This window comes from Streptomyces sp. NPDC004721 (assembly GCF_053601495.1).
In genome coordinates, this window is record NZ_JBSGBZ010000040.1 from 37,087 (window position 1) to 54,202 (window position 17,116).

Below are 17,116 nucleotides of genomic sequence, written 5' to 3' on the forward strand. Positions count from 1 at the left end.
GGGGGCGCGCGGGTACGCGTTCGGTGCCGGCGTACGGCGTGCGGGTGGGCCCCGGGTCGTCGCGGGGCGGGGATACGGGAGAGAGCTCCCGTTCAGGAAGTGCGACAGAGCATGGCGGCAACACGGCACAGGTCCACTGCCCGCCGCTTCGTGAGATCCGCCTGTCGCTGCATGGGGTCGATCGTAGGGAGGGACGGGCGGGCGTGTCACCGGCATGTCGGATACTGAGACATGATCGTCCGGGATGTGGGAATGAAAGAGCGCCCGAACCGTCGCCGTACGACCTTCGGGCGCTCGTGTCCGTTCTCGGTCGCGCAGGCATCTGCGGTGCGGACGAGGATGTCTCGCCAGTCGGACAACCTTTTGTTCACCGCATGTCTACCCGGCCAGCTTGACGTCCGAACCCTTCAGGGTGATCTCGACGCCGTCCGCGGCCGCCCGGACCGAGTCCAGCCCGACCCCGGCGGGGAGCCGGTCGATCGCCTGCTGGAAGTCCGTGACCGACCTGACCCGGCCCTCGGGGAGCCGCACACCACCGACCATGGGCAGGTCGTCGGCACGCACCTCCACCTTGTCGCCCCGCACGGTGGCCGAGCTGAGCAGGGAGAGCGTCTTGCGCTGCTTGATGCCGAGTATCGCGGCCTGGATCTCGACGTCGACCTTGATCTTGCCGTCGCCGCCGTCGGAGAGGCCGACCACATGGGCGGTGACGCCGGGGGCGACCTGGGCGGACTCGGACTTCGCGGCCTTGAGCAGCTGGTCGTAGGCGATGGTCGCGGTGCCGGAGGCGGTGGCGGCGGTGGCGGAGCTGTAGTCGCCGGAGAACCGCACGCCCTTCATGTCCGCCGTGATGTCGTCGATACGGATCTTCTGGTCGCCGTTGCCGGTGGCCGCCTCGTAGTCCTTGATGCCGACCTCGACGTCGTCCAGCTCGCCGCTCGCCAGCTGGGTCAGGAAGGGGAAGCCCTTGATGGACACGTCGGGGGTGCTCGCCAGGTTCTCGGTCGCCTTCAGCCGGTCGGCGGCCTGGCCCTCCGCGAGGTGCACCGCGACCCGGTCGACCACCGCGAACAGCACGCCCAGGACCACGACGACGATCAGGAGTACTCTCAGCGCTCGCAACCGGTGCCCCCTCTGCGGTCCTCCACGAACGGATGGCCGTCACGCGCGAGCGTAAACCTCCTCGGGGACCGGGCCAGGGGTTTGTTGAGCAGCTGTGACAGCGGGCCCGGTCCGGGGTGCGGTCATCCCAGCGCCCGTCCCAGCATCCACACCACCGGTGCCGCGGCCGACAGTGGCAGGGCGACACCGGCCGTGAAGTGCACGAAGCGCGAGGGATAGTCGTAGCTGGCCGCGCGGTGCCCGATCAGCGCGCACACCGCGGCGCCCGCGCCGAGCAGCGCGCCCTTGGCGCCCAGGTCCGTCATGCTTCCGACCGCGATGCCCGCGCCTGCCGCCGCGAGCAGCGCGACGACCACCGAGGCCGCCGCGGGCAGCGGCAGCGCCCGCGCCAGGACGGCCACCGCGACCGCCGCCGCGCCGACCGCGACCGCGTCCGGCGGGGCGGCGAGGTAGCCGGTGGCCACGATCGCCAGCGCCGCCGCGGCGACGCTCGCCATCAGGCCGTACATCCGCTCGTCCGGGTCGGCGTGGGAGCGCAGCTGGAGGACGAGGGAGAGCAGCACCCACACCCCGAGCGTGCCCAGGATCGCCGCGGGCGCGTGCTCGCGGCCCGCGGCGAGCACCGCCACGTCCGCGGCGAGCGCGCCCGCGAAGCCGAGGGCGATGCCCTGCCGGGCGGGCCACATGCCGTTCAGCCGGAACCAGCCCGCGGCCGTCACGCCCTGGAGCACGACCAGCGGCACGAGCAGCCCGTAGACGCCGAGCTCCGCCGTGCCCGCCAGCAGCAGCCCCAGCAACGCGGTGAGCGCGGCCGGCTGCATCCCGGGCTCGATGATCGGCGAGCGTCCCTCGGCGCGGGCCCGCTGCGCGTCGGTGACCCGGGTGTTTCCGGCGACGGTCGCGGGACCGTAGGCGGGCCCGTCCCCCTCGGGATCGGCAGCCGTCGCCGCGGCGGCCGGAGCGGCGGCCTGCGGCTGCGGCGCGTGATGCCCCACCGGGGGCAGGTAGGCCGTCTCCGTGGCGGCGGCCGAGGCCGGAGCCTGCGGCTGCGGCTGCGGCTGCGGCTGCGGCGCGTAGGAAGGCGCCTGCGCGCCGTTGCCCCCGCCTCCCTGGACCCCGTGAGCCGCGACCGGCCCCTGGTGCACCACCGGAGGCAGGTACGCCGTCTCCGCGGCGGCGGCCGGCGGCCGGGCGTGCGTCTGGGTGTCCCAGGTCTGCCCCTGCCAGTGCTGCGTGTAATGGTCGGCCTGCGGGTCCCCGTACGCCTGCTGCTGCGCGGGCCACGCCTGCGGCTGGGCGGGCGGATACGGCTGCTGGTCGGCGGGCGCCTGCGGCTGGGCGGGCGGGTACGGCTGCTGCGCGGCGGGCTGCTGCGGCTGGGCCGGCGGGTACGGCTGCTGCGCGGCGGGCTGCTGCGGCTGGGCCGGCGGGTACGGCTGCTGCGCGGCGGGCTGCTGGGGGTACTGCCCCGCGTACGGGTCGTACCCGCTGTAGGGGTTGTCGTAGGGAGACCCGGGAGACCCCTCATACGGCTGGTCGGTCATCGCTCACCCTCCTGCGAACGGGGGGAGCACCTCAACCGTGCCGCCCTCAATCAGCCGTACCGTCTCATGTGCGCGCGTCCCCACCGGGTCACCGTCGATGAGGAACGAGCACCGCCGCAGAACCCGGTCCAGCTCACCGGGGTGCCGCCCGCGCACCGCGTCGAGCGCCTCGGCGAGCGTCTCCGCCTCGTACGGCTCCTCGGCGACCCCGGCCGCGGCCTTCGCCGCCGCCCAGTAGCGCACCGTGACCTTTGCCATCCCGTCCCTCGATCACTCGTCTATGAACAGGGTCAGGCTAGCCCGCCTGTGCGAGGGTCCAGCGCGCGATGCGGTGCAGGAGTTCGTCGGCGGCGGCGTTCTCGGCGTGGCCCATGCCGGGCTCCAGCCACAGTTCCCCGTGGTCACCGGCGGCCGCGGCCAGCATCCGGGGGTGGTCGAGCGGGAAGTAGCCGTCCCGGTCGCCGTGCACGATCAGCAGGGGGACGGGTGCGATGCGCGAGGCCGCCTGGAACGGCGGCAGCGGGACGGGGTCCCAGTCGCGGTGGTGGATCCGGGTGCGCAGCCCGTAGCGGCCGAGCAGCCGGCCCTCGGGGCGTGTGACCAGCCAGTGCAGCCGGCGCATGGGGGCCGTGCCCCGGTAGTACCAGCGCGCGGGCGCGCTGACGGAGACCACGGCGTCCGTACGCGTGTCCGCGTGCCCCTCGCCCGGTGCGGCGTCCTCCGGACCGCCGTGCAGGGCCGCGTGCCGCAGCACCACCGAGCCGCCCATGGAGAAGCCGACGGTCGCCACGCGCGCGTGCCCGAACCCGCGCGCCCAGGCCACCCCCGCCGCCAGGTCCAGTACCTCGCGGTCGCCGACGGTCGAGCGCCCGCCGGAGGCCCCGTGGCCGCGGAAGGAGAAGGTGACCACGGCGCCGTAGCGGGCCAGGACCCGCGCCACCCGGCGCACGTGCGGCCGGTCCAGGTCGCCGGTGAAGCCGTGTGCGATCACGAACACGAGGTCGCCGCGGCCGTCGCCGTGACCGCCGCCGGAGCCGTCCCGCGCGGCCGCGCCCGGCTCGTACACGGCGTCGAGCGCCACCCCGTCCGCCGTACGCAGGAACGTCCTGACCACGCCCCCGGCGCCCGTGCCCGGTGGTGTCCCGCCCTCCGGAACGTCCGTCGAACGCACCACTCGACCTGCCGATCCCGACCTCATATCGGCTATTCTGCTGCGAAGAGGACTCGGGCAGCGCAGCCCCCGGGTCCTTTCGTGCTTTCGGAAGCGTTGTATACGGCGCGGGAAACCGCAGGTGTACGGCCCGTTGATCGCGCAGTGGGCAGGGACCGAGGAGGAACCAGACGCCATGGACGAGCGAACGGTGCACGCACATACGACAGCCCGGGTATGGGGGTCCCCCCTGCTCGAGCGCGGCCGAGAGCTTGCGGGAGGCGCGCGATGAGTTCCCTGCTGCTGCTGACCAACGCCCTCCAACCATCGGCCGAGGTGCTCCCCGCCCTCGGCCTGCTGCTGCACAACGTGCGGGTGGCCCCGGCGGAGGGGCCCGCACTCGTGGACACCCCGAGCGCCGACGTCGTCCTGGTCGACGGGCGGCGCGACCTGCCGCAGGTGCGCGGCCTGTGCCGGCTGCTGCGCTCCACCGGTCTCGGCTGCCCGCTGATCCTCGTGGTGACCGAGGGCGGCCTCGCGGCCGTCACCGCCGACTGGGGCATCGACGACGTGCTCCTGGACACCGCGGGTCCCGCCGAGGTGGAGGCCCGCCTCCGGCTGGCCATGGGCCGTCGGCAGATCGCCAACGACGACTCCCCCATGGAGATCCGCAGCGGCGACCTGTCCGTGGACGAGGCGACCTACAGCGCCAGGCTCAAGGGCCGGATGCTGGACCTCACCTTCAAGGAGTTCGAGCTGCTGAAGTACCTCGCGCAGCACCCGGGCCGCGTGTTCACCCGCGCCCAGCTGCTCCAGGAGGTCTGGGGCTACGACTACTTCGGCGGCACCCGGACCGTCGACGTCCACGTACGGCGGCTGCGGGCCAAGTTCGGCCCCGAGCACGAATCGCTGATCGGGACGGTCCGCAATGTCGGTTACCGATTCGTTACTCCCGAGAAGACCGACCGTGCCGGGGACGCCGCGGACGAGAAGAAGGCCGGGGCCGCCCGACCAAAGGCGGAGAATCGGGACACCGCGGCGAGGCGGGCCCGCGCGGAGAGGTGAAGCGCGCCCCCACGGGCCTGTCGCATACCCGTCCACGCTCCGGTACGCCCTGCCCGGGAGCGGGTCCATCCGCGTAGACTCCGCGCCGTGGCGAAGGTGACTCGGGATGACGTGGCGCGGCTGGCGGGGACATCGACTGCCGTAGTCAGCTATGTGATCAACAACGGACCCCGGCCGGTCGCCCCGGCCACCCGCGAGCGAGTCCTCGCCGCGATCAAGGAGCTGGGGTACCGACCCGACCGGGTCGCCCAGGCCATGGCCTCGCGGCGCACCGACCTCATAGGCCTGATCGTCCCGGACGCCCGCCAGCCCTTCTTCGGGGAGATGGCGCACGCGGTGGAGTGGGCCGCCGCCGAGCGCGGGAAGATGGTCCTCGTCGGCAACTCCGACTACGTCGCCGAGCGCGAGGTCCACTATCTGCGGGCGTTCCTCGGCATGCGCGTCTCCGGTCTGATCCTGGTCAGCCACGCGCTGAACGACCTCGCCGCCGCCGAGATCGATGCCTGGGACGCCCGGGTGGTGCTGCTGCACGAGCGGCCCGAGGCCATCGACGACGTGGCCGTGGTCACCGACGACCTCGGCGGCGCCCAGCTCGCCGTACGGCACCTGCTGGAGCACGGCTACGACTACGTGGCCTGTGTGGGCGGCACCGCCGAGACGCCCGCCGTGGGCGACCCCGTGTCCGACCACGTCGAGGGCTGGCGGCGCGCCATGGCGGAGGCCGGCCTCCCGACGGAGGGACGCTTGTTCGAGGCGCCGTACAACCGCTACGACGCCTACCGGATCGGTCTGGAGATCCTCTCGGGCCCGAACCGCCCGCCGGCGATCTTCTGCTCCACCGACGACCAGGCGATCGGCCTGCTGCGGGCCGCGCGCGAGCTGCGCATCGACGTCCCCGGCGAGCTGGCCGTGGCCGGTTTCGACGACATCAAGGAGGCGGCGCTGACGGACCCGCCGCTGACGACGGTCGCCTCGGACCGGTCGGCGATGGCCCGGGCGGCCGTGGACCTGGTGCTGGACGACGGGCTGCGGGTCGCCGGCTCGCGCCGGGAGCGGCTGAAGCTCTTCCCGTCGCGCCTCGTGGTCCGCACGTCCTGCGGCTGCGTCTAGCCCCCTTACTCCTTGACTCCTCTCGCCGCGGGAGACCCCTCCGAGGGGCTTGCTTATATCGGGCATACGAGGTTCTGTCGGGCTTCTCAGCGGGGACTCAGGAAGCTCTCATGATCCCGGGACACTCTCAATGTCATGAGCGAGAGCATCCGCCGCACCGGCGAGTACGAACACCCTCAGGGTGACGGGCAGGCCCCGGCTGCCGACTCCGTGCAGTCGGCGGACCAGCGGCGGGTCTCCGCCCCGGTGAATCCGGAGTGGCCGCCCCCGCCGCCGTACGTCCCCGCGCAGCCGTTCGCGGCCGGGCCGGGCGCCCACGGCGGTCAGGGCGGCGCGGACGACGGCGGCACCGCCGTCTTCCCGGCCGTCCCGGCGGGACCCGCGCACGCCTCCGGGCCGCGCAAGCGCGCCAGGGGACCGCTCGCCCTGCTCGCCGCGGTGGCGATCGCCTCGGCCGTGGTGGGCGGCGGCACCGCGTTCGCCTTCCAGGAGCTGACCGGCACGGACACGGTCACCTCCAGCAGCACCACCACCAATGTGGTGGCCTCCAGCCAGCGCGGCAGCATCGCCGCGATCGCCAAGGCGGTCACCCCGAGCGTCGTCGAGATCAACGCCACCCTCGACAACGGCACCTCCACCGGCTCCGGCGTGATCGTCAGCAGCAACGGCGAGGTCGTCACCAACAACCACGTCATCGCGGGCGCCTCCTCGATCAAGGTGCGCACCAGCGACGGCACCTCCTACGCCGCGCAGGTCGTGGGCACCGACAGCTCCAAGGACCTCGCCCTGATCAAGCTGCGCAACGCCTCCGGCCTCAGGACGGCGGCCCTCGGCAACTCGGACGGACTGGCGGTCGGCGACCAGGTCGTCGCGATCGGCTCCCCGGAGGGCCTGACCGGCACCGTCACCAGCGGTATCGTCTCCGCCCTGCACCGCGACGTGTCGGTCTCCACCAACGAGAACCAGGGGCAGGGCGGCGGCTGGCCCTTCCAGTTCGGCGGCCGCCAGTTCAACGGCGACACCGGCTCCTCCACCACCACCTACCAGGCGATACAGACCGACGCGTCCCTCAACCCCGGCAACTCCGGCGGCGCACTGATCGACGCGAGCGGCAACGTCGTCGGCATCAACTCGGCGATGTACTCGGCCACGCAGGCGTCGGACTCGTCCAGCGCCGGCAGCGTCGGCCTCGGCTTCGCCATCCCGATCAACATCGTCAAGTCCGACCTGGCCACCCTGCGCTCCGGCTCCCAGAGCTGAGGCGCGGCACCGGCAGGCACCCGGACAGCGTCCGGCACCGTTCGACAAGGAGTACGACATGATCCAGCACGTTGTGCACGAGACGACGGCCACCATCGACCTGACCGCCCCCGCCGGCCTCACCCTGGCCCGCACCGCCACGAAGGAACCGCACAGCCCGGCGAACCGCGTGCCCGAGGCCGCCGTGGTCCCCCAGCTGATGGGCCTGCGCACCTCCGCCGAGCGCCCGCACCGGCACAAGGTGCCGCTGCGCCGGATCGCCGCGATCGCGGCCTGAGCTGCGGCGCGCCACCCGCGCGCCGCACCCCGCCGTACCGAAACATGCGAGGCTGAGAGCGTTCAGCCCAGGACCGACCGGTCCGCGCGGCCCCAGCGACCCGAGGAAAGACGACCGATGAGTCCCGCCGATGGCGACCGTGATCCCCAGCGCATCCTGATCGTCGACGACGAGCCGGCGGTACGCGAAGCACTCCAGCGCAGCCTCGCCTTCGAGGGGTACGAGACCGAGGTCGCCGTGGACGGCGCGGACGCGCTGGGCAAGGCGGCCTCGTACCAGCCGGACCTGGTCGTCCTCGACATCCAGATGCCGCGGATGGACGGCCTGACCGCCGCCCGCCGCATCCGGGGCACCGGCGACACCACCCCCATCCTGATGCTGACCGCCCGCGACACGGTCGGCGACCGGGTCACCGGCCTGGACGCCGGGGCGGACGACTACCTGGTCAAGCCCTTCGAGCTGGACGAGCTGTTCGCCCGCATCCGGGCACTGCTGCGCCGCAGCACCTACGCGGCCGTGGCGGGCGCGGCCCAGGAGGACGAGGCCCTCACCTTCGCCGACCTGCGCATGGACCTCGCCACCCGCGAGGTCACGCGCGGCAGCCGGCAGGTGGAACTGACCCGGACGGAGTTCACCCTGCTGGAGATGTTCATGGCCCATCCGCGCCAGGTGCTCACCCGGGAGCAGATCCTCAAGGCGGTCTGGGGCTTCGACTTCGAACCCTCCTCGAACTCCCTCGACGTCTACGTCATGTACCTGCGGCGCAAGACCGAGGCCGACGGCGAGCCCCGCCTCGTGCACACGGTGCGCGGGGTGGGTTACGTACTGCGGCAGGGTGGCGCGGAGTGAAGAGGGCGCTGCGCCGTTTCCGTGCGCTGCCGATCCGCTCCCGCCTGGCGCTGCTGGTGGCGGCGGCGGTGGCGTTCGCGGTGGCGGCGGTCTCCCTCACCTGCTGGTTCATCGTCCAGGGGAAGCTGTACGACGAGGTCGACAGCCGGCTCGCGAGCTACGGCAGGGTGACCGCCACCACGGCTTCGGCGATGGCCGCCAACTGCACGCAGACGACGGACGACTCGTCGGGCGACATGCAGCGCTCGTACCTCTACGTGCAGTTGGTGACGGCCCAGGGCAAGTTCTGCGTGGACACCCGGTCCCCGGGCGTCATCAAGGTCACGGCCCTGGACAAGGGGGTGGCCGCCAACCCCGATGTGCGCGAGCGCACCTTCCACACCACCACCGACACCCAGGGCAACAACATCCGCGTGATGACCGTCGCCGTCCCCACGGGACCCGGCCCCAACTCCGAGGCGTACCCGGGCATCGCCTTCATGCTCGGGCTCTCCCTGAAGGACACCGAGAACACCCTCAGCGACCTGGCCCTACTGCTCCTCTTCGTCTCCGGCGTGGGAGTCTTCGGCGCCGGAGCCGCCGGCCTCGCCGTCGCCCGCGCCGGGCTGCGCCCCGTGGACAAGCTCACGGAGGCGGTGGAGCACGTGGCGCGCACCGAGGACCTCACGATCCGCATCCCCGTGGAGGACGACAGCGAGGACGAGATCGCCCGCCTGTCCCACTCCTTCAACTCCATGACCTCGGCCCTGGCCAGCTCCCGGGACCTTCAGCAGCAGCTGATCGCGGACGCCGGCCACGAACTGCGCACCCCGCTGACCTCACTGCGTACGAACATCGAACTCCTCACCCGCAGCGAGGAGACGGGCCGCCCACTCCCCGAGGCCGACCGCAAGGCACTGCTCGCCTCGGTCAAGGCACAGATGACCGAACTGGCCTCGCTGATCGGCGACTTGCAGGAGCTGTCACGCTCGGACGGGCAGCGGGGCGAACGCGTCCAGGTGATCGCCTTCCAGGACACCGTGGAGGCGGCGCTGCGCCGCGCCCGGCTGCGCGGCCCGGAGCTGACCATAAAGGCGGCCCTGGACCCCTGGTACGTACGGGCGGAGCCGTCCGCGCTGGAGCGGGCGATCGTCAACATCCTCGACAACGCGGTGAAGTTCAGCCCCAAGGACGGCACGATCGACGTCGTCCTGGACCAGGGCGTCCTCACCGTCCGCGACCACGGACCCGGCATCCCCACCGACGAACTCCCCCACGTCTTCGACCGCTTCTGGCGCTCCCCGAGCGCCCGTGCCCTGCCCGGCTCGGGACTCGGCCTGTCCATCGTCGCCCGCACCGTCCAACGGGCGGGCGGCGAGGTCACCCTGACACCGGCCGAGGCCGGCGGCACGGTGGCGACGGTACGGCTGCCGGGGGCACCGGTTCCGCCGCCGGAGATGCCTGGCGTCGGCTGAGGCGCGGTGCGGGAAGGCCCGGCCGCCCCGCGAGGGAACCCCGTACCCTCATATCCATGACCAGCGACGACACCGCACCGACCGCCCGCTCCCTGGAGACCCTCGCCGAGCTCACCCCGGACCGGGCCGAAGCCGTGCTCGGGCTGCTGGAGGCGGCCGCCCGCGCCGACGGACGGCAGGCGGTGTCCGAGCAGGGCCGGCTCCAGTTGCGGGGCGGGGCCCGCCAGGGGGTGTCCCATCTGCTGCTGGCCGTCGACGGCGAACTCGTCGGCTACGCGCAGCTGGAGGACACCGATCCGGTGGAGGCGCCCGCCGCCGAGCTGGTCGTCCATCCGGAGCACCGCGGGCACGGGCACGGGCGGGCGCTCGGGGCCGCGCTGCTGGCCACGTCCGGCAAGCGGCTGCGGGTGTGGGCGCACGGGGGGCAGTCCGCCGCGCGGCATCTGGCACAGGTCCTCGGGCTCACCCTGTTCCGCGAACTGCGGCAGATGCGGCGGTCGTTGACGGACCTCGACCTGCCCGAGCCGGCGCTGCCGGAGGGCGTGACGGTACGGACCTTCGTGCCCGGTCGGGACGACGCCGCATGGCTCGCCGTGAACGCGGAGGCGTTCGCCCACCACCCCGAGCAGGGCTCCCTCACCCAGCGCGACCTCGACGACCGCGAGGCCCAGCCGTGGTTCGACCCGCAGGGGTTCTTCCTCGCCGAGCGCGAGGGCCGGCTGGTCGGCTTCCACTGGACCAAGGTGCACCGGGAGGAACACCTCGGCGAGGTGTACGTCCTCGGCGTCCGCCCCGGCGCCCAGGGCGGCGGCCTCGGCAAGGCCCTCACCCTGATCGGCCTGCGCCACCTGGCCGCGCAGGGCCTCCCGACGGCGATGCTGTACGTCGACGCCGACAACAAGGCGGCGGTCTCCGTCTACGAACGCCTCGGCTTCACCACATACGAGACCGACCTCATGTACCGCACGGAGACCTGACCGCCCCGGGCCCCGCGGCTCCCGCCCCACGGCCGGCCCGCCACCCATGGGCCCGCCGCCCACCATGTCCGTCCTCCGCCCGTGGGCGGCCCGCCGCCCACGCACCCGCCGCGGAGCAACCGCGCGCCGCCGCCCACGGACCGGCCGACCACCACCCGCGCGCCCCCACACCCGCCGGGTGAGTCCTCCCGATCTGCGGACGGCCCGGCACACGCTGCCATCCACCGTTCACGGACCGACCGCCGACCGCTGACGCGCCCGCATCCACCGGCCGGTGGGCCGCCACCACCTGCGGGCCCACTGCGCACCACGCCCGTCGTCCCACCGCCGAGGCGGCCCCGCCCGCCCATGCGCCCGCCACCAAGCGACCGCGCGCCGCCACCCACCCTGCCCGTCCTCCCGGCCCGTGGGCGGCCCGCCACCCACCAGCCGTCCGCCCAGGTCCCGCCTGGACGCCACCGCCGGCCACGGGCCCGAACCACCCGCGGACCGACCGCCACCCGCGCGCCCGCCACCCAGCCACCCACCGACGGGCCACCCGCCGTATCCGTCCTCCCGGCCCGTGACCCGCCACCCGCTTCCCACCGGCCGGCCACCCACCTCCCCCATGACGCGCCACGCACACCCGTGCACCGTCGCCGAGGAACCGTGCGCTGGCGCACCACCCGTGCGCCTGCTCGCAGTTACCCGCCTTCCCCGAGCCGGTTTCCGGAGTCCCCCGGCCTACATCGTTCCCGGTGGGCCGCTCCACAGTGTCCCGCACGTCATGTGTCCGTAACCGTTGGTTCAGACGGTCTTGCGACGCTCAGGCGGTGAAGCCCGCCGCGCCAGAGCCCGAGCCTCCCCGCGTGGGGACCGCCGCCGCGCTCCCGCGCGTGCATTTCGACGCGCCTGTCCCGCCGCACGCGCGGAAGAATAGGTTCATGAGCCAGCCAGACACCCAGGCAGCGCAGACCTCGCAGGCTCCCACCACCCTCGTGGGAGGCCCCGCGGGCCCCGCCACCGCGCAGAACCCGCAGCCCTCCGTGGGCTCCATCGCCGCGCACCGCCCGCACACCGTGGCGGCCACGGTCTCCGACCTGGAACCGGACATCGACGCCGACCTCGACGGGTACGTGGAGGCACCGGCAGAGGGGGAGCAGCTGCCGCAGGGCCGTTTCCTTGACCGGGAGCGCAGCTGGCTCGCCTTCAACGAGCGCGTCCTCGAACTCGCCGAGGACCCCAACACACCCCTGCTGGAGCGCGCGAACTTCCTCGCGATCTTCGCCAGCAACCTGGACGAGTTCTTCATGGTCCGGGTCGCCGGCCTGAAACGCCGTATCGCCACCGGCGTCGCCACCCAGTCCGCCTCCGGGCTGCAGCCGCGCGAGGTGCTGGAGATGATCTGGGCCCGCTCGCGCGAGCTCATGGCCCGGCACGCCGCCTGCTACCACGAGGACGTCGCCCCCGCACTCGCGGAGGAGGGCATCCACCTGGTCCGCTGGAGCGAGCTCACGGAGAAGGAGCAGGCCCGCCTGTTCACGCTCTTCCGGCACCGCATCTTCCCCGTGCTGACCCCGCTGGCGGTCGACCCCGCGCACCCCTTCCCGTACATCTCCGGCCTGTCCCTGAACCTGGCCGTCGTCGTACGCAACCCCGTCACCGGTCACCGCCACTTCGCCCGCGTCAAGGTGCCGCCGCTGCTGTCCCGCTTCCTGGAGAGCTCCCCGGGCCGCTACGTCCCCCTCGAGGACGTCATCGCGGCCCACCTGGAGGAGCTGTTCCCAGGCATGGAGATCCTGGAACACCACACCTTCCGGCTCACCCGCAACGAGGACCTGGAGGTCGAGGAGGACGACGCCGAGAACCTGCTCCAGGCCCTGGAGAAGGAGCTCATGCGGCGCCGCTTCGGGCCGCCGGTACGCCTGGAGGTCGAGGAGTCCATCGACCGCGAGGTGCTCGACCTGCTGGTGCGCGAGCTGAAGATCAGCGAGGCCGAGGTGTACCCGCTGCCCGGCCCCCTGGACCTCACCGGGCTCTTCCGCATCCACGGCCTCGACCGGCCCGAGCTGAAGTACCCCAAGTTCGTCGCCGGCATCAACCGGGAACTGGCGGAGGTGGAGTCCGCCTCGGCCCCCGACATCTTCGCGGCACTGCGCAGCCGGGACGTGCTCCTGCACCACCCCTACGACTCCTTCTCGACCTCCGTCCAGGCCTTCCTGGAGCAGGCCGCCGCCGACCCCGACGTGCTCGCGATCAAGCAGACCCTGTACCGGACGACCTCGGGCGACTCCCCCATAGTCGACGCGCTCATCGACGCCGCCGAGTCGGGCAAGCAGGTCCTCGTCCTGGTCGAGATCAAGGCCCGCTTCGACGAGCAGGCCAACATCAAGTGGGCGCGCAAGCTGGAGGAGGCCGGCTGCCACGTCGTCTACGGACTGGTCGGCCTGAAGACCCACTGCAAGCTGTCCCTGGTGGTGCGCCAGGAGGGCGACGACACCCTGCGGCGCTACAGCCACGTCGGCACCGGCAACTACCACCCGAAGACGGCCCGCCTCTACGAGGACCTCGGCCTGCTCACCGCCGACCCGCAGGTCGGCGCGGACCTCTCCGACCTGTTCAACCGCCTCTCCGGCTACTCCCGCCGCGAGACCTACCGCCGACTGCTGGTGGCCCCCAAGTCCCTGCGCGACGGGCTGATCTCCCGGATCAACAAGGAGATCCAGCACCACCGCGCCGGACGCCCCGCCGCCATCCGCATCAAGGTGAACTCGATGGTCGACGAGGCGGTCGTCGACGCGCTCTACCGTGCCTCCCAGGCCGGCGTACCGGTCGACGTGTGGGTGCGCGGCATCTGCGCCCTGCGCCCCGGCGTGCCCGGCCTGTCGGAGAATATCCGCGTGCGCTCGATCCTCGGCCGCTTCCTCGAACACTCCCGGGTCTTCGTCTTCGGCAACGGCGGCGAGCCCGAGGTGTGGATCGGCAGCGCCGACATGATGCACCGCAACCTCGACCGCCGTATCGAGGCCCTGGTCCGGGTCACCGACCCGGCCCACCGGGCGGCCCTCAACCGGCTGCTGGAGACCGGCATGTCCGACACCACCTCGTCATGGCACCTCGGCGCGGACGGCGAGTGGACCCGGCACGCGACCGACTCGGACGGCCAGCCCCTGCGCAACATCCAGGAGATGCTCATAGACGCCCGGAGGCGCCGGCGTGGCACAGCAACACCTTGACCCGACGGACTCCACGGCCGGGAGTCCCCCCGAGTTGCCGACCGCGCTGGAGCAGGGCGGTGCCCCCACCGCCGATGCTCTCGCGTGCTATCTGCGGGCCCAGGCCACGGAGTTCCTCCGCGCGCTGCGCCTGCACCGCGAGACCGGCGGCTCGGGGCACGGCACGGAGGAGTCCGTCGACGCCGCGCGCGCCCTGCGCCGCTCGGCCCGCCGCATCAGCGGCAGCGTGCACACCTTCCGCCCCCTGCTCGAGGAGGCCTGGTCGGCGGAGCTGTGCCCGGAACTGGCCTGGCTGTCCGGCACCCTGGCCCGGGAGCACGCCTGCCAGGCCTGCCTGGAACGGCTGCTGCTGGCCCTGCACCGGCTCTCCGGAACAGCGGTCCTCCCGGCCCAGCCCACCGAGGAGGTCCCGAGCGGCCGCGCCGTGGACCGCGGCAACCTCACCGTGGGCGCGGCGAAAGCGGGCGCCCTGCTGGAGCGCCAGCTCACCCTGGCCCGGACCCGGGCGCACTCGACCGCCCTCCAGGCGCTGGGCTCCGCGCGCTTCCACGCCGTCGCGGACAAGGTGGCCGTACTCGCCAGCGACGTCCCCCTCACCCCGGCCGCCGCCACCGCGGACCTGACTCCCCTGGCCGCCGCCGCCCGGGAGCGCCTGACGGACGCCGTCGCCGCCCTCCCGCTCGTCACCGCCGGCAGCCCCTACAACGCGGAGGCCCTGGTCCACGGCCTGTCCCCGGACCCGTCCCCGCACCCGCAGGACGCCCCCTGGCACCAGGTCCGCCTGCTGCTGCGCCTGCACCGGTACGCCCGCGAGGTCCTCGACGGAGCCGACTCGCCCGTGATCGCGCGGCTGCTGGCGGCCGGCCAGGCCCTCGACCGGCACCGCGACGCCTCGGAGGCGGCGGCCGCCGCGGCCTCGGCGGCCCGCACCCCGCGCATCGCCCCGGCGACGGCGTACGCGCTCGGCGTGCTGCACGCGGACCAGCGGCACGAGGTGGAGGCGGCCAGGTTCGCCTTCCAGCAGTCGTGGCTGAAGCAGGCCGTCGGCGCCGGCTGACAGGACGGGTGAGCAGCGGTGACCGACCTCGGCCTGAACGACACGCCCGTCCTGGCGGCCGGCTGCGTGCTGTGGCGCCGCTCGCCGCTGGACGGCACGCTCCAGGTGTGCCTGGTCCACCGGCCGAAGTACGACGACTGGTCCCACCCCAAGGGCAAGCTCAAGCGCGGTGAGGACCCGCTGGCGGGCGCCGTGCGCGAGGTGGCGGAGGAGACGGGCTACGTCGCCGTGCCCGGCGTCGAACTGAGCACCGTGGCCTACATGGCGGGCGGCCGACCCAAACAGGTCCGCTACTGGGCCGCCGAGGCCGTCGCGGGACGCTTCACCCCCAACAAGGAGGTGGACCGCGTCCTGTGGCTGTCCCCGGCCGAGGCCCGGAACCGGCTGACCCAGTTCCGCGACCGCGCACTGGCGGACGAACTGCCGGCGGCGCTGCGGCCCGGCTGAGCGCGCCGGTGCGGTCAGGCGCCGCCCTCGTGTCCCAGCGCGTCCGTGCGGGCCAGGCTGCGGGCCCGCCGTGCCGGACCGCGCCAGCCACAGGTGCAGCGGGCCAGGCAGAAACGGCCTTGTTCGACGGTCGTCGCACGGTGTCCCACGACGTCCCGGCTCCTGCGGTCCTCCTGGACGGGGCTCAGGCCCTCATGCTGCACCACGCTGACAAACGTACCCACGCCAGGTGAACGGGGCGTTACGGGGTCCTGTGGATCGGGTGCGTGCGTGACGGGGGCCACCCACTCGTCGTTGACCGGACGACAGGGGCCCGTGACGGACGTAGCAGCTGGGGGTAGGCAGGGCGATGGCGGTGCGGCGGCGGCTGGGTGTCCCTCCTGCTCGTGCTCGGGTGAGGCCGGGCGCGCGGGCAGGAACGGGCGGCGCGGTACTCGCGGCGGCCGTCCTGGCCGCCGCGTGCGCCACCGGATGCTCCGGCGGCGTGGCCGCCGACGACGCGCGCGCCGCGACCGATCCGGTGCAGACGCTGCGCCAGGCGCCGGACGTGCTGCTGGAGGCGGGCAGCGCGCAGACCCGTACGTCGATGGAGATGGCCACCGGCGGGACCCGTGTGACGATCCGCGGCGAGGGCGGCTACGACTTCCGCGGGCAGCGCGGGCGGCTGACGCTGGTGCTGCCGCAGGACCCGTCGGGGGCCGCCGAGCACGTGCCGATCACGGAGCTCCTCGCACCGGGTGCCCTGTTCATGAAGAACCGGGGAGCGGGCGTGCCGGCCGACAAGTGGGTGCGGGTGGACACGGCCACGCTCGTCGACGGCAACCTGGTCACCGGCGGCGCCACCGACCCGTTCGCCGCCGCCGAGGTGCTGCGCGGCACGCGCACGGCCACGTACGTGGAGAGGACCGAGGTCGCGGGGGTCCCGGTCCGCCACTACCGGGGCACCGCCGATCTCGCCCTGGCGGCGAAGAGCGCCACGGCGGCCCACGAGGCGGCGCTGAATGCGGCGGCGAAAGGGTTCGCCACGAGCGCGGTCCCGTTCGACGTCTACCTCGACGACCACGGCCGCATCCGCAAGCTCCGGCAGAGCTTCGCCTTCGTCAACGGGCAGCTGGGACGCACCGTCGCCGTCTTCTCCACCACGCTGCTGTACGCCTTCGGGACGCCGGTGACCGTGGCGCTGCCGCGGCCGCAGGACATCTACACCGGGCGGATCGCCGAGCAGTGAGCCGGGACGGACCCGAATGGGCCGAGAAATGACCGGCGAACTAGCCCTTTGGTGCCATGCGCCGCGCGTAGGCCGCTCCCTACCCTAGGAAGTCGGCAGCGGCAGACGGCAGAGAAGAGGTGACGCGCGTGGCTCCGCTCAGCGGTAGGGCAGTCCAGGACCACGTGGCCCTCGCCGAGATAGAGCTGTGCGGCGAGCTGATCATCGCGGCCTCGGCCGCCGAGGAGCGGCTCAGCCTGGAGAGCATCGACGAGGTGCTGCGGGTGGCCGAGGAGCCCGAGGCCGGCACGTGCCGGAGAACGCCGGGGGCCCGGCGGCAGCCTCCGGGCAGGTGAGCCTCACGTACACCGGCAGCCGCCCG

General features: G+C 73.3%; 18 protein-coding genes. 12 read left to right on the plus strand and 6 right to left on the minus strand.

The features are described from left to right. Positions 1-92: 92 nt before the first annotated feature. The 5 genes from ACWEK3_RS29680 to ACWEK3_RS29700 all read right to left on the minus strand — a co-directional run bounded on the left by ACWEK3_RS29680 (position 93) and on the right by ACWEK3_RS29700 (position 3,864). A complete protein-coding gene (locus ACWEK3_RS29680; RefSeq protein ID WP_355139345.1) occupies positions 93-173 on the minus strand; it encodes a putative leader peptide in 81 nt (26 codons plus the stop codon). Positions 174-378: 205 nt separating this feature from the next. Continuing rightward, on the minus strand, positions 379-1,122 hold the full coding sequence (locus ACWEK3_RS29685; RefSeq protein WP_450545370.1) for an LmeA family phospholipid-binding protein: 744 nt from the start codon (positions 1,120-1,122) through the stop codon (positions 379-381). A 122-nt stretch (positions 1,123-1,244) separates the two neighbouring features. Then, positions 1,245-2,666 (minus strand): hypothetical protein, encoded by a 1,422-nt coding sequence (locus ACWEK3_RS29690; RefSeq protein WP_453251002.1) that lies wholly within the window; start codon positions 2,664-2,666, stop codon positions 1,245-1,247. Between the two features lie 3 nt (positions 2,667-2,669). Continuing rightward, a complete protein-coding gene (locus ACWEK3_RS29695) occupies positions 2,670-2,924 on the minus strand; it encodes a MoaD/ThiS family protein (RefSeq protein ID WP_361420374.1) in 255 nt (84 codons plus the stop codon). A 37-nt stretch (positions 2,925-2,961) separates the two neighbouring features. Further along, positions 2,962-3,864, minus strand: a complete 903-nt coding sequence (locus ACWEK3_RS29700) for an alpha/beta hydrolase (RefSeq protein ID WP_450546917.1) — start codon at positions 3,862-3,864, stop codon at positions 2,962-2,964. Positions 3,865-4,104: 240 nt separating this feature from the next. On the opposite strand from ACWEK3_RS29700, the gene ACWEK3_RS29705 reads away from it, so the two are divergent. The 10 genes from ACWEK3_RS29705 to ACWEK3_RS29750 all read left to right on the plus strand — a co-directional run bounded on the left by ACWEK3_RS29705 (position 4,105) and on the right by ACWEK3_RS29750 (position 15,527). Beyond that, entirely contained in the window at positions 4,105-4,881 is a 777-nt protein-coding gene (locus tag ACWEK3_RS29705; protein WP_453251003.1) for a winged helix-turn-helix transcriptional regulator, read from the plus strand. 87 nt (positions 4,882-4,968) lie between these two features. Further along, a complete protein-coding gene (locus ACWEK3_RS29710) occupies positions 4,969-5,991 on the plus strand; it encodes a LacI family DNA-binding transcriptional regulator (protein WP_390727959.1) in 1,023 nt (340 codons plus the stop codon). 135 nt (positions 5,992-6,126) lie between these two features. Then, positions 6,127-7,251, plus strand: a complete 1,125-nt coding sequence (locus tag ACWEK3_RS29715; RefSeq protein ID WP_450546919.1) for a S1C family serine protease — start codon at positions 6,127-6,129, stop codon at positions 7,249-7,251. A gap of 58 nt (positions 7,252-7,309) precedes the next feature. Further along, entirely contained in the window at positions 7,310-7,528 is a 219-nt protein-coding gene (locus tag ACWEK3_RS29720; protein ID WP_453251004.1) for a hypothetical protein, read from the plus strand. Between the two features lie 117 nt (positions 7,529-7,645). After that, complete coding sequence (locus tag ACWEK3_RS29725) at positions 7,646-8,377, plus strand: response regulator transcription factor (RefSeq protein ID WP_361420392.1); 732 nt, start codon at positions 7,646-7,648, stop codon at positions 8,375-8,377. Further along, positions 8,374-9,831, plus strand: coding sequence for a HAMP domain-containing sensor histidine kinase (locus tag ACWEK3_RS29730; protein WP_390727963.1), 1,458 nt, complete (start codon positions 8,374-8,376; stop codon positions 9,829-9,831). The genes ACWEK3_RS29725 and ACWEK3_RS29730 overlap by 4 nt, the downstream gene beginning before the upstream one ends. Positions 9,832-9,887: 56 nt before the next feature. Beyond that, on the plus strand, positions 9,888-10,808 hold the full coding sequence (gene mshD / locus ACWEK3_RS29735; RefSeq protein ID WP_450546921.1) for a mycothiol synthase: 921 nt from the start codon (positions 9,888-9,890) through the stop codon (positions 10,806-10,808). 812 nt (positions 10,809-11,620) lie between these two features. Beyond that, on the plus strand, positions 11,621-14,023 hold the full coding sequence (locus ACWEK3_RS29740) for an RNA degradosome polyphosphate kinase (protein WP_450546922.1): 2,403 nt from the start codon (positions 11,621-11,623) through the stop codon (positions 14,021-14,023). Then, positions 14,004-15,080, plus strand: coding sequence for a CHAD domain-containing protein (locus ACWEK3_RS29745; protein WP_450546923.1), 1,077 nt, complete (start codon positions 14,004-14,006; stop codon positions 15,078-15,080). The genes ACWEK3_RS29740 and ACWEK3_RS29745 overlap by 20 nt, the downstream gene beginning before the upstream one ends. An 18-nt stretch (positions 15,081-15,098) precedes the next feature. Further along, complete coding sequence (locus ACWEK3_RS29750; protein ID WP_450546924.1) at positions 15,099-15,527, plus strand: NUDIX hydrolase; 429 nt, start codon at positions 15,099-15,101, stop codon at positions 15,525-15,527. A gap of 14 nt (positions 15,528-15,541) precedes the next feature. Here ACWEK3_RS29750 and ACWEK3_RS29755 read toward each other — a convergent pair whose 3' ends face one another. Next, positions 15,542-15,733 (minus strand): hypothetical protein, encoded by a 192-nt coding sequence (locus ACWEK3_RS29755; protein ID WP_376407525.1) that lies wholly within the window; start codon positions 15,731-15,733, stop codon positions 15,542-15,544. 188 nt (positions 15,734-15,921) lie between these two features. Between ACWEK3_RS29755 and ACWEK3_RS29760 the strand changes: the two genes are divergently transcribed. Together ACWEK3_RS29760 and ACWEK3_RS29765 are read left to right on the plus strand one after the other, a co-directional pair. Next, on the plus strand, positions 15,922-16,755 hold the full coding sequence (locus ACWEK3_RS29760) for a hypothetical protein (protein ID WP_453251005.1): 834 nt from the start codon (positions 15,922-15,924) through the stop codon (positions 16,753-16,755). A gap of 119 nt (positions 16,756-16,874) precedes the next feature. Continuing rightward, positions 16,875-17,090 carry a hypothetical protein gene (locus tag ACWEK3_RS29765; RefSeq protein ID WP_450546926.1) on the plus strand — a complete coding sequence of 72 codons (216 nt, stop codon included), beginning with the start codon at positions 16,875-16,877 and terminating at the stop codon, positions 17,088-17,090. The last annotated feature ends 26 nt before the right edge of the window (positions 17,091-17,116 follow it).

Bases quoted from the DNA above. Each gene is read 5' to 3' on its own strand.
- mshD (WP_450546921.1), top strand. From the start codon at position 9,888: ATGACCAGCGACGACACCGCACCGACCGCCCGCTCCCTGGAGACCCTC.
- ACWEK3_RS29720 (WP_453251004.1), top strand. From the start codon at position 7,310: ATGATCCAGCACGTTGTGCACGAGACGACGGCCACCATCGACCTGACC.
- ACWEK3_RS29695 (WP_361420374.1), bottom strand. From the start codon at position 2,924: ATGGCAAAGGTCACGGTGCGCTACTGGGCGGCGGCGAAGGCCGCGGCC.
- ACWEK3_RS29690 (WP_453251002.1), bottom strand. From the start codon at position 2,666: ATGACCGACCAGCCGTATGAGGGGTCTCCCGGGTCTCCCTACGACAAC.
- ACWEK3_RS29700 (WP_450546917.1), bottom strand. From the start codon at position 3,864: ATGAGGTCGGGATCGGCAGGTCGAGTGGTGCGTTCGACGGACGTTCCG.
- ACWEK3_RS29680 (WP_355139345.1), bottom strand. From the start codon at position 173: ATGCAGCGACAGGCGGATCTCACGAAGCGGCGGGCAGTGGACCTGTGC.
- ACWEK3_RS29725 (WP_361420392.1), top strand. From the start codon at position 7,646: ATGAGTCCCGCCGATGGCGACCGTGATCCCCAGCGCATCCTGATCGTC.
- ACWEK3_RS29705 (WP_453251003.1), top strand. From the start codon at position 4,105: ATGAGTTCCCTGCTGCTGCTGACCAACGCCCTCCAACCATCGGCCGAG.
- ACWEK3_RS29715 (WP_450546919.1), top strand. From the start codon at position 6,127: ATGAGCGAGAGCATCCGCCGCACCGGCGAGTACGAACACCCTCAGGGT.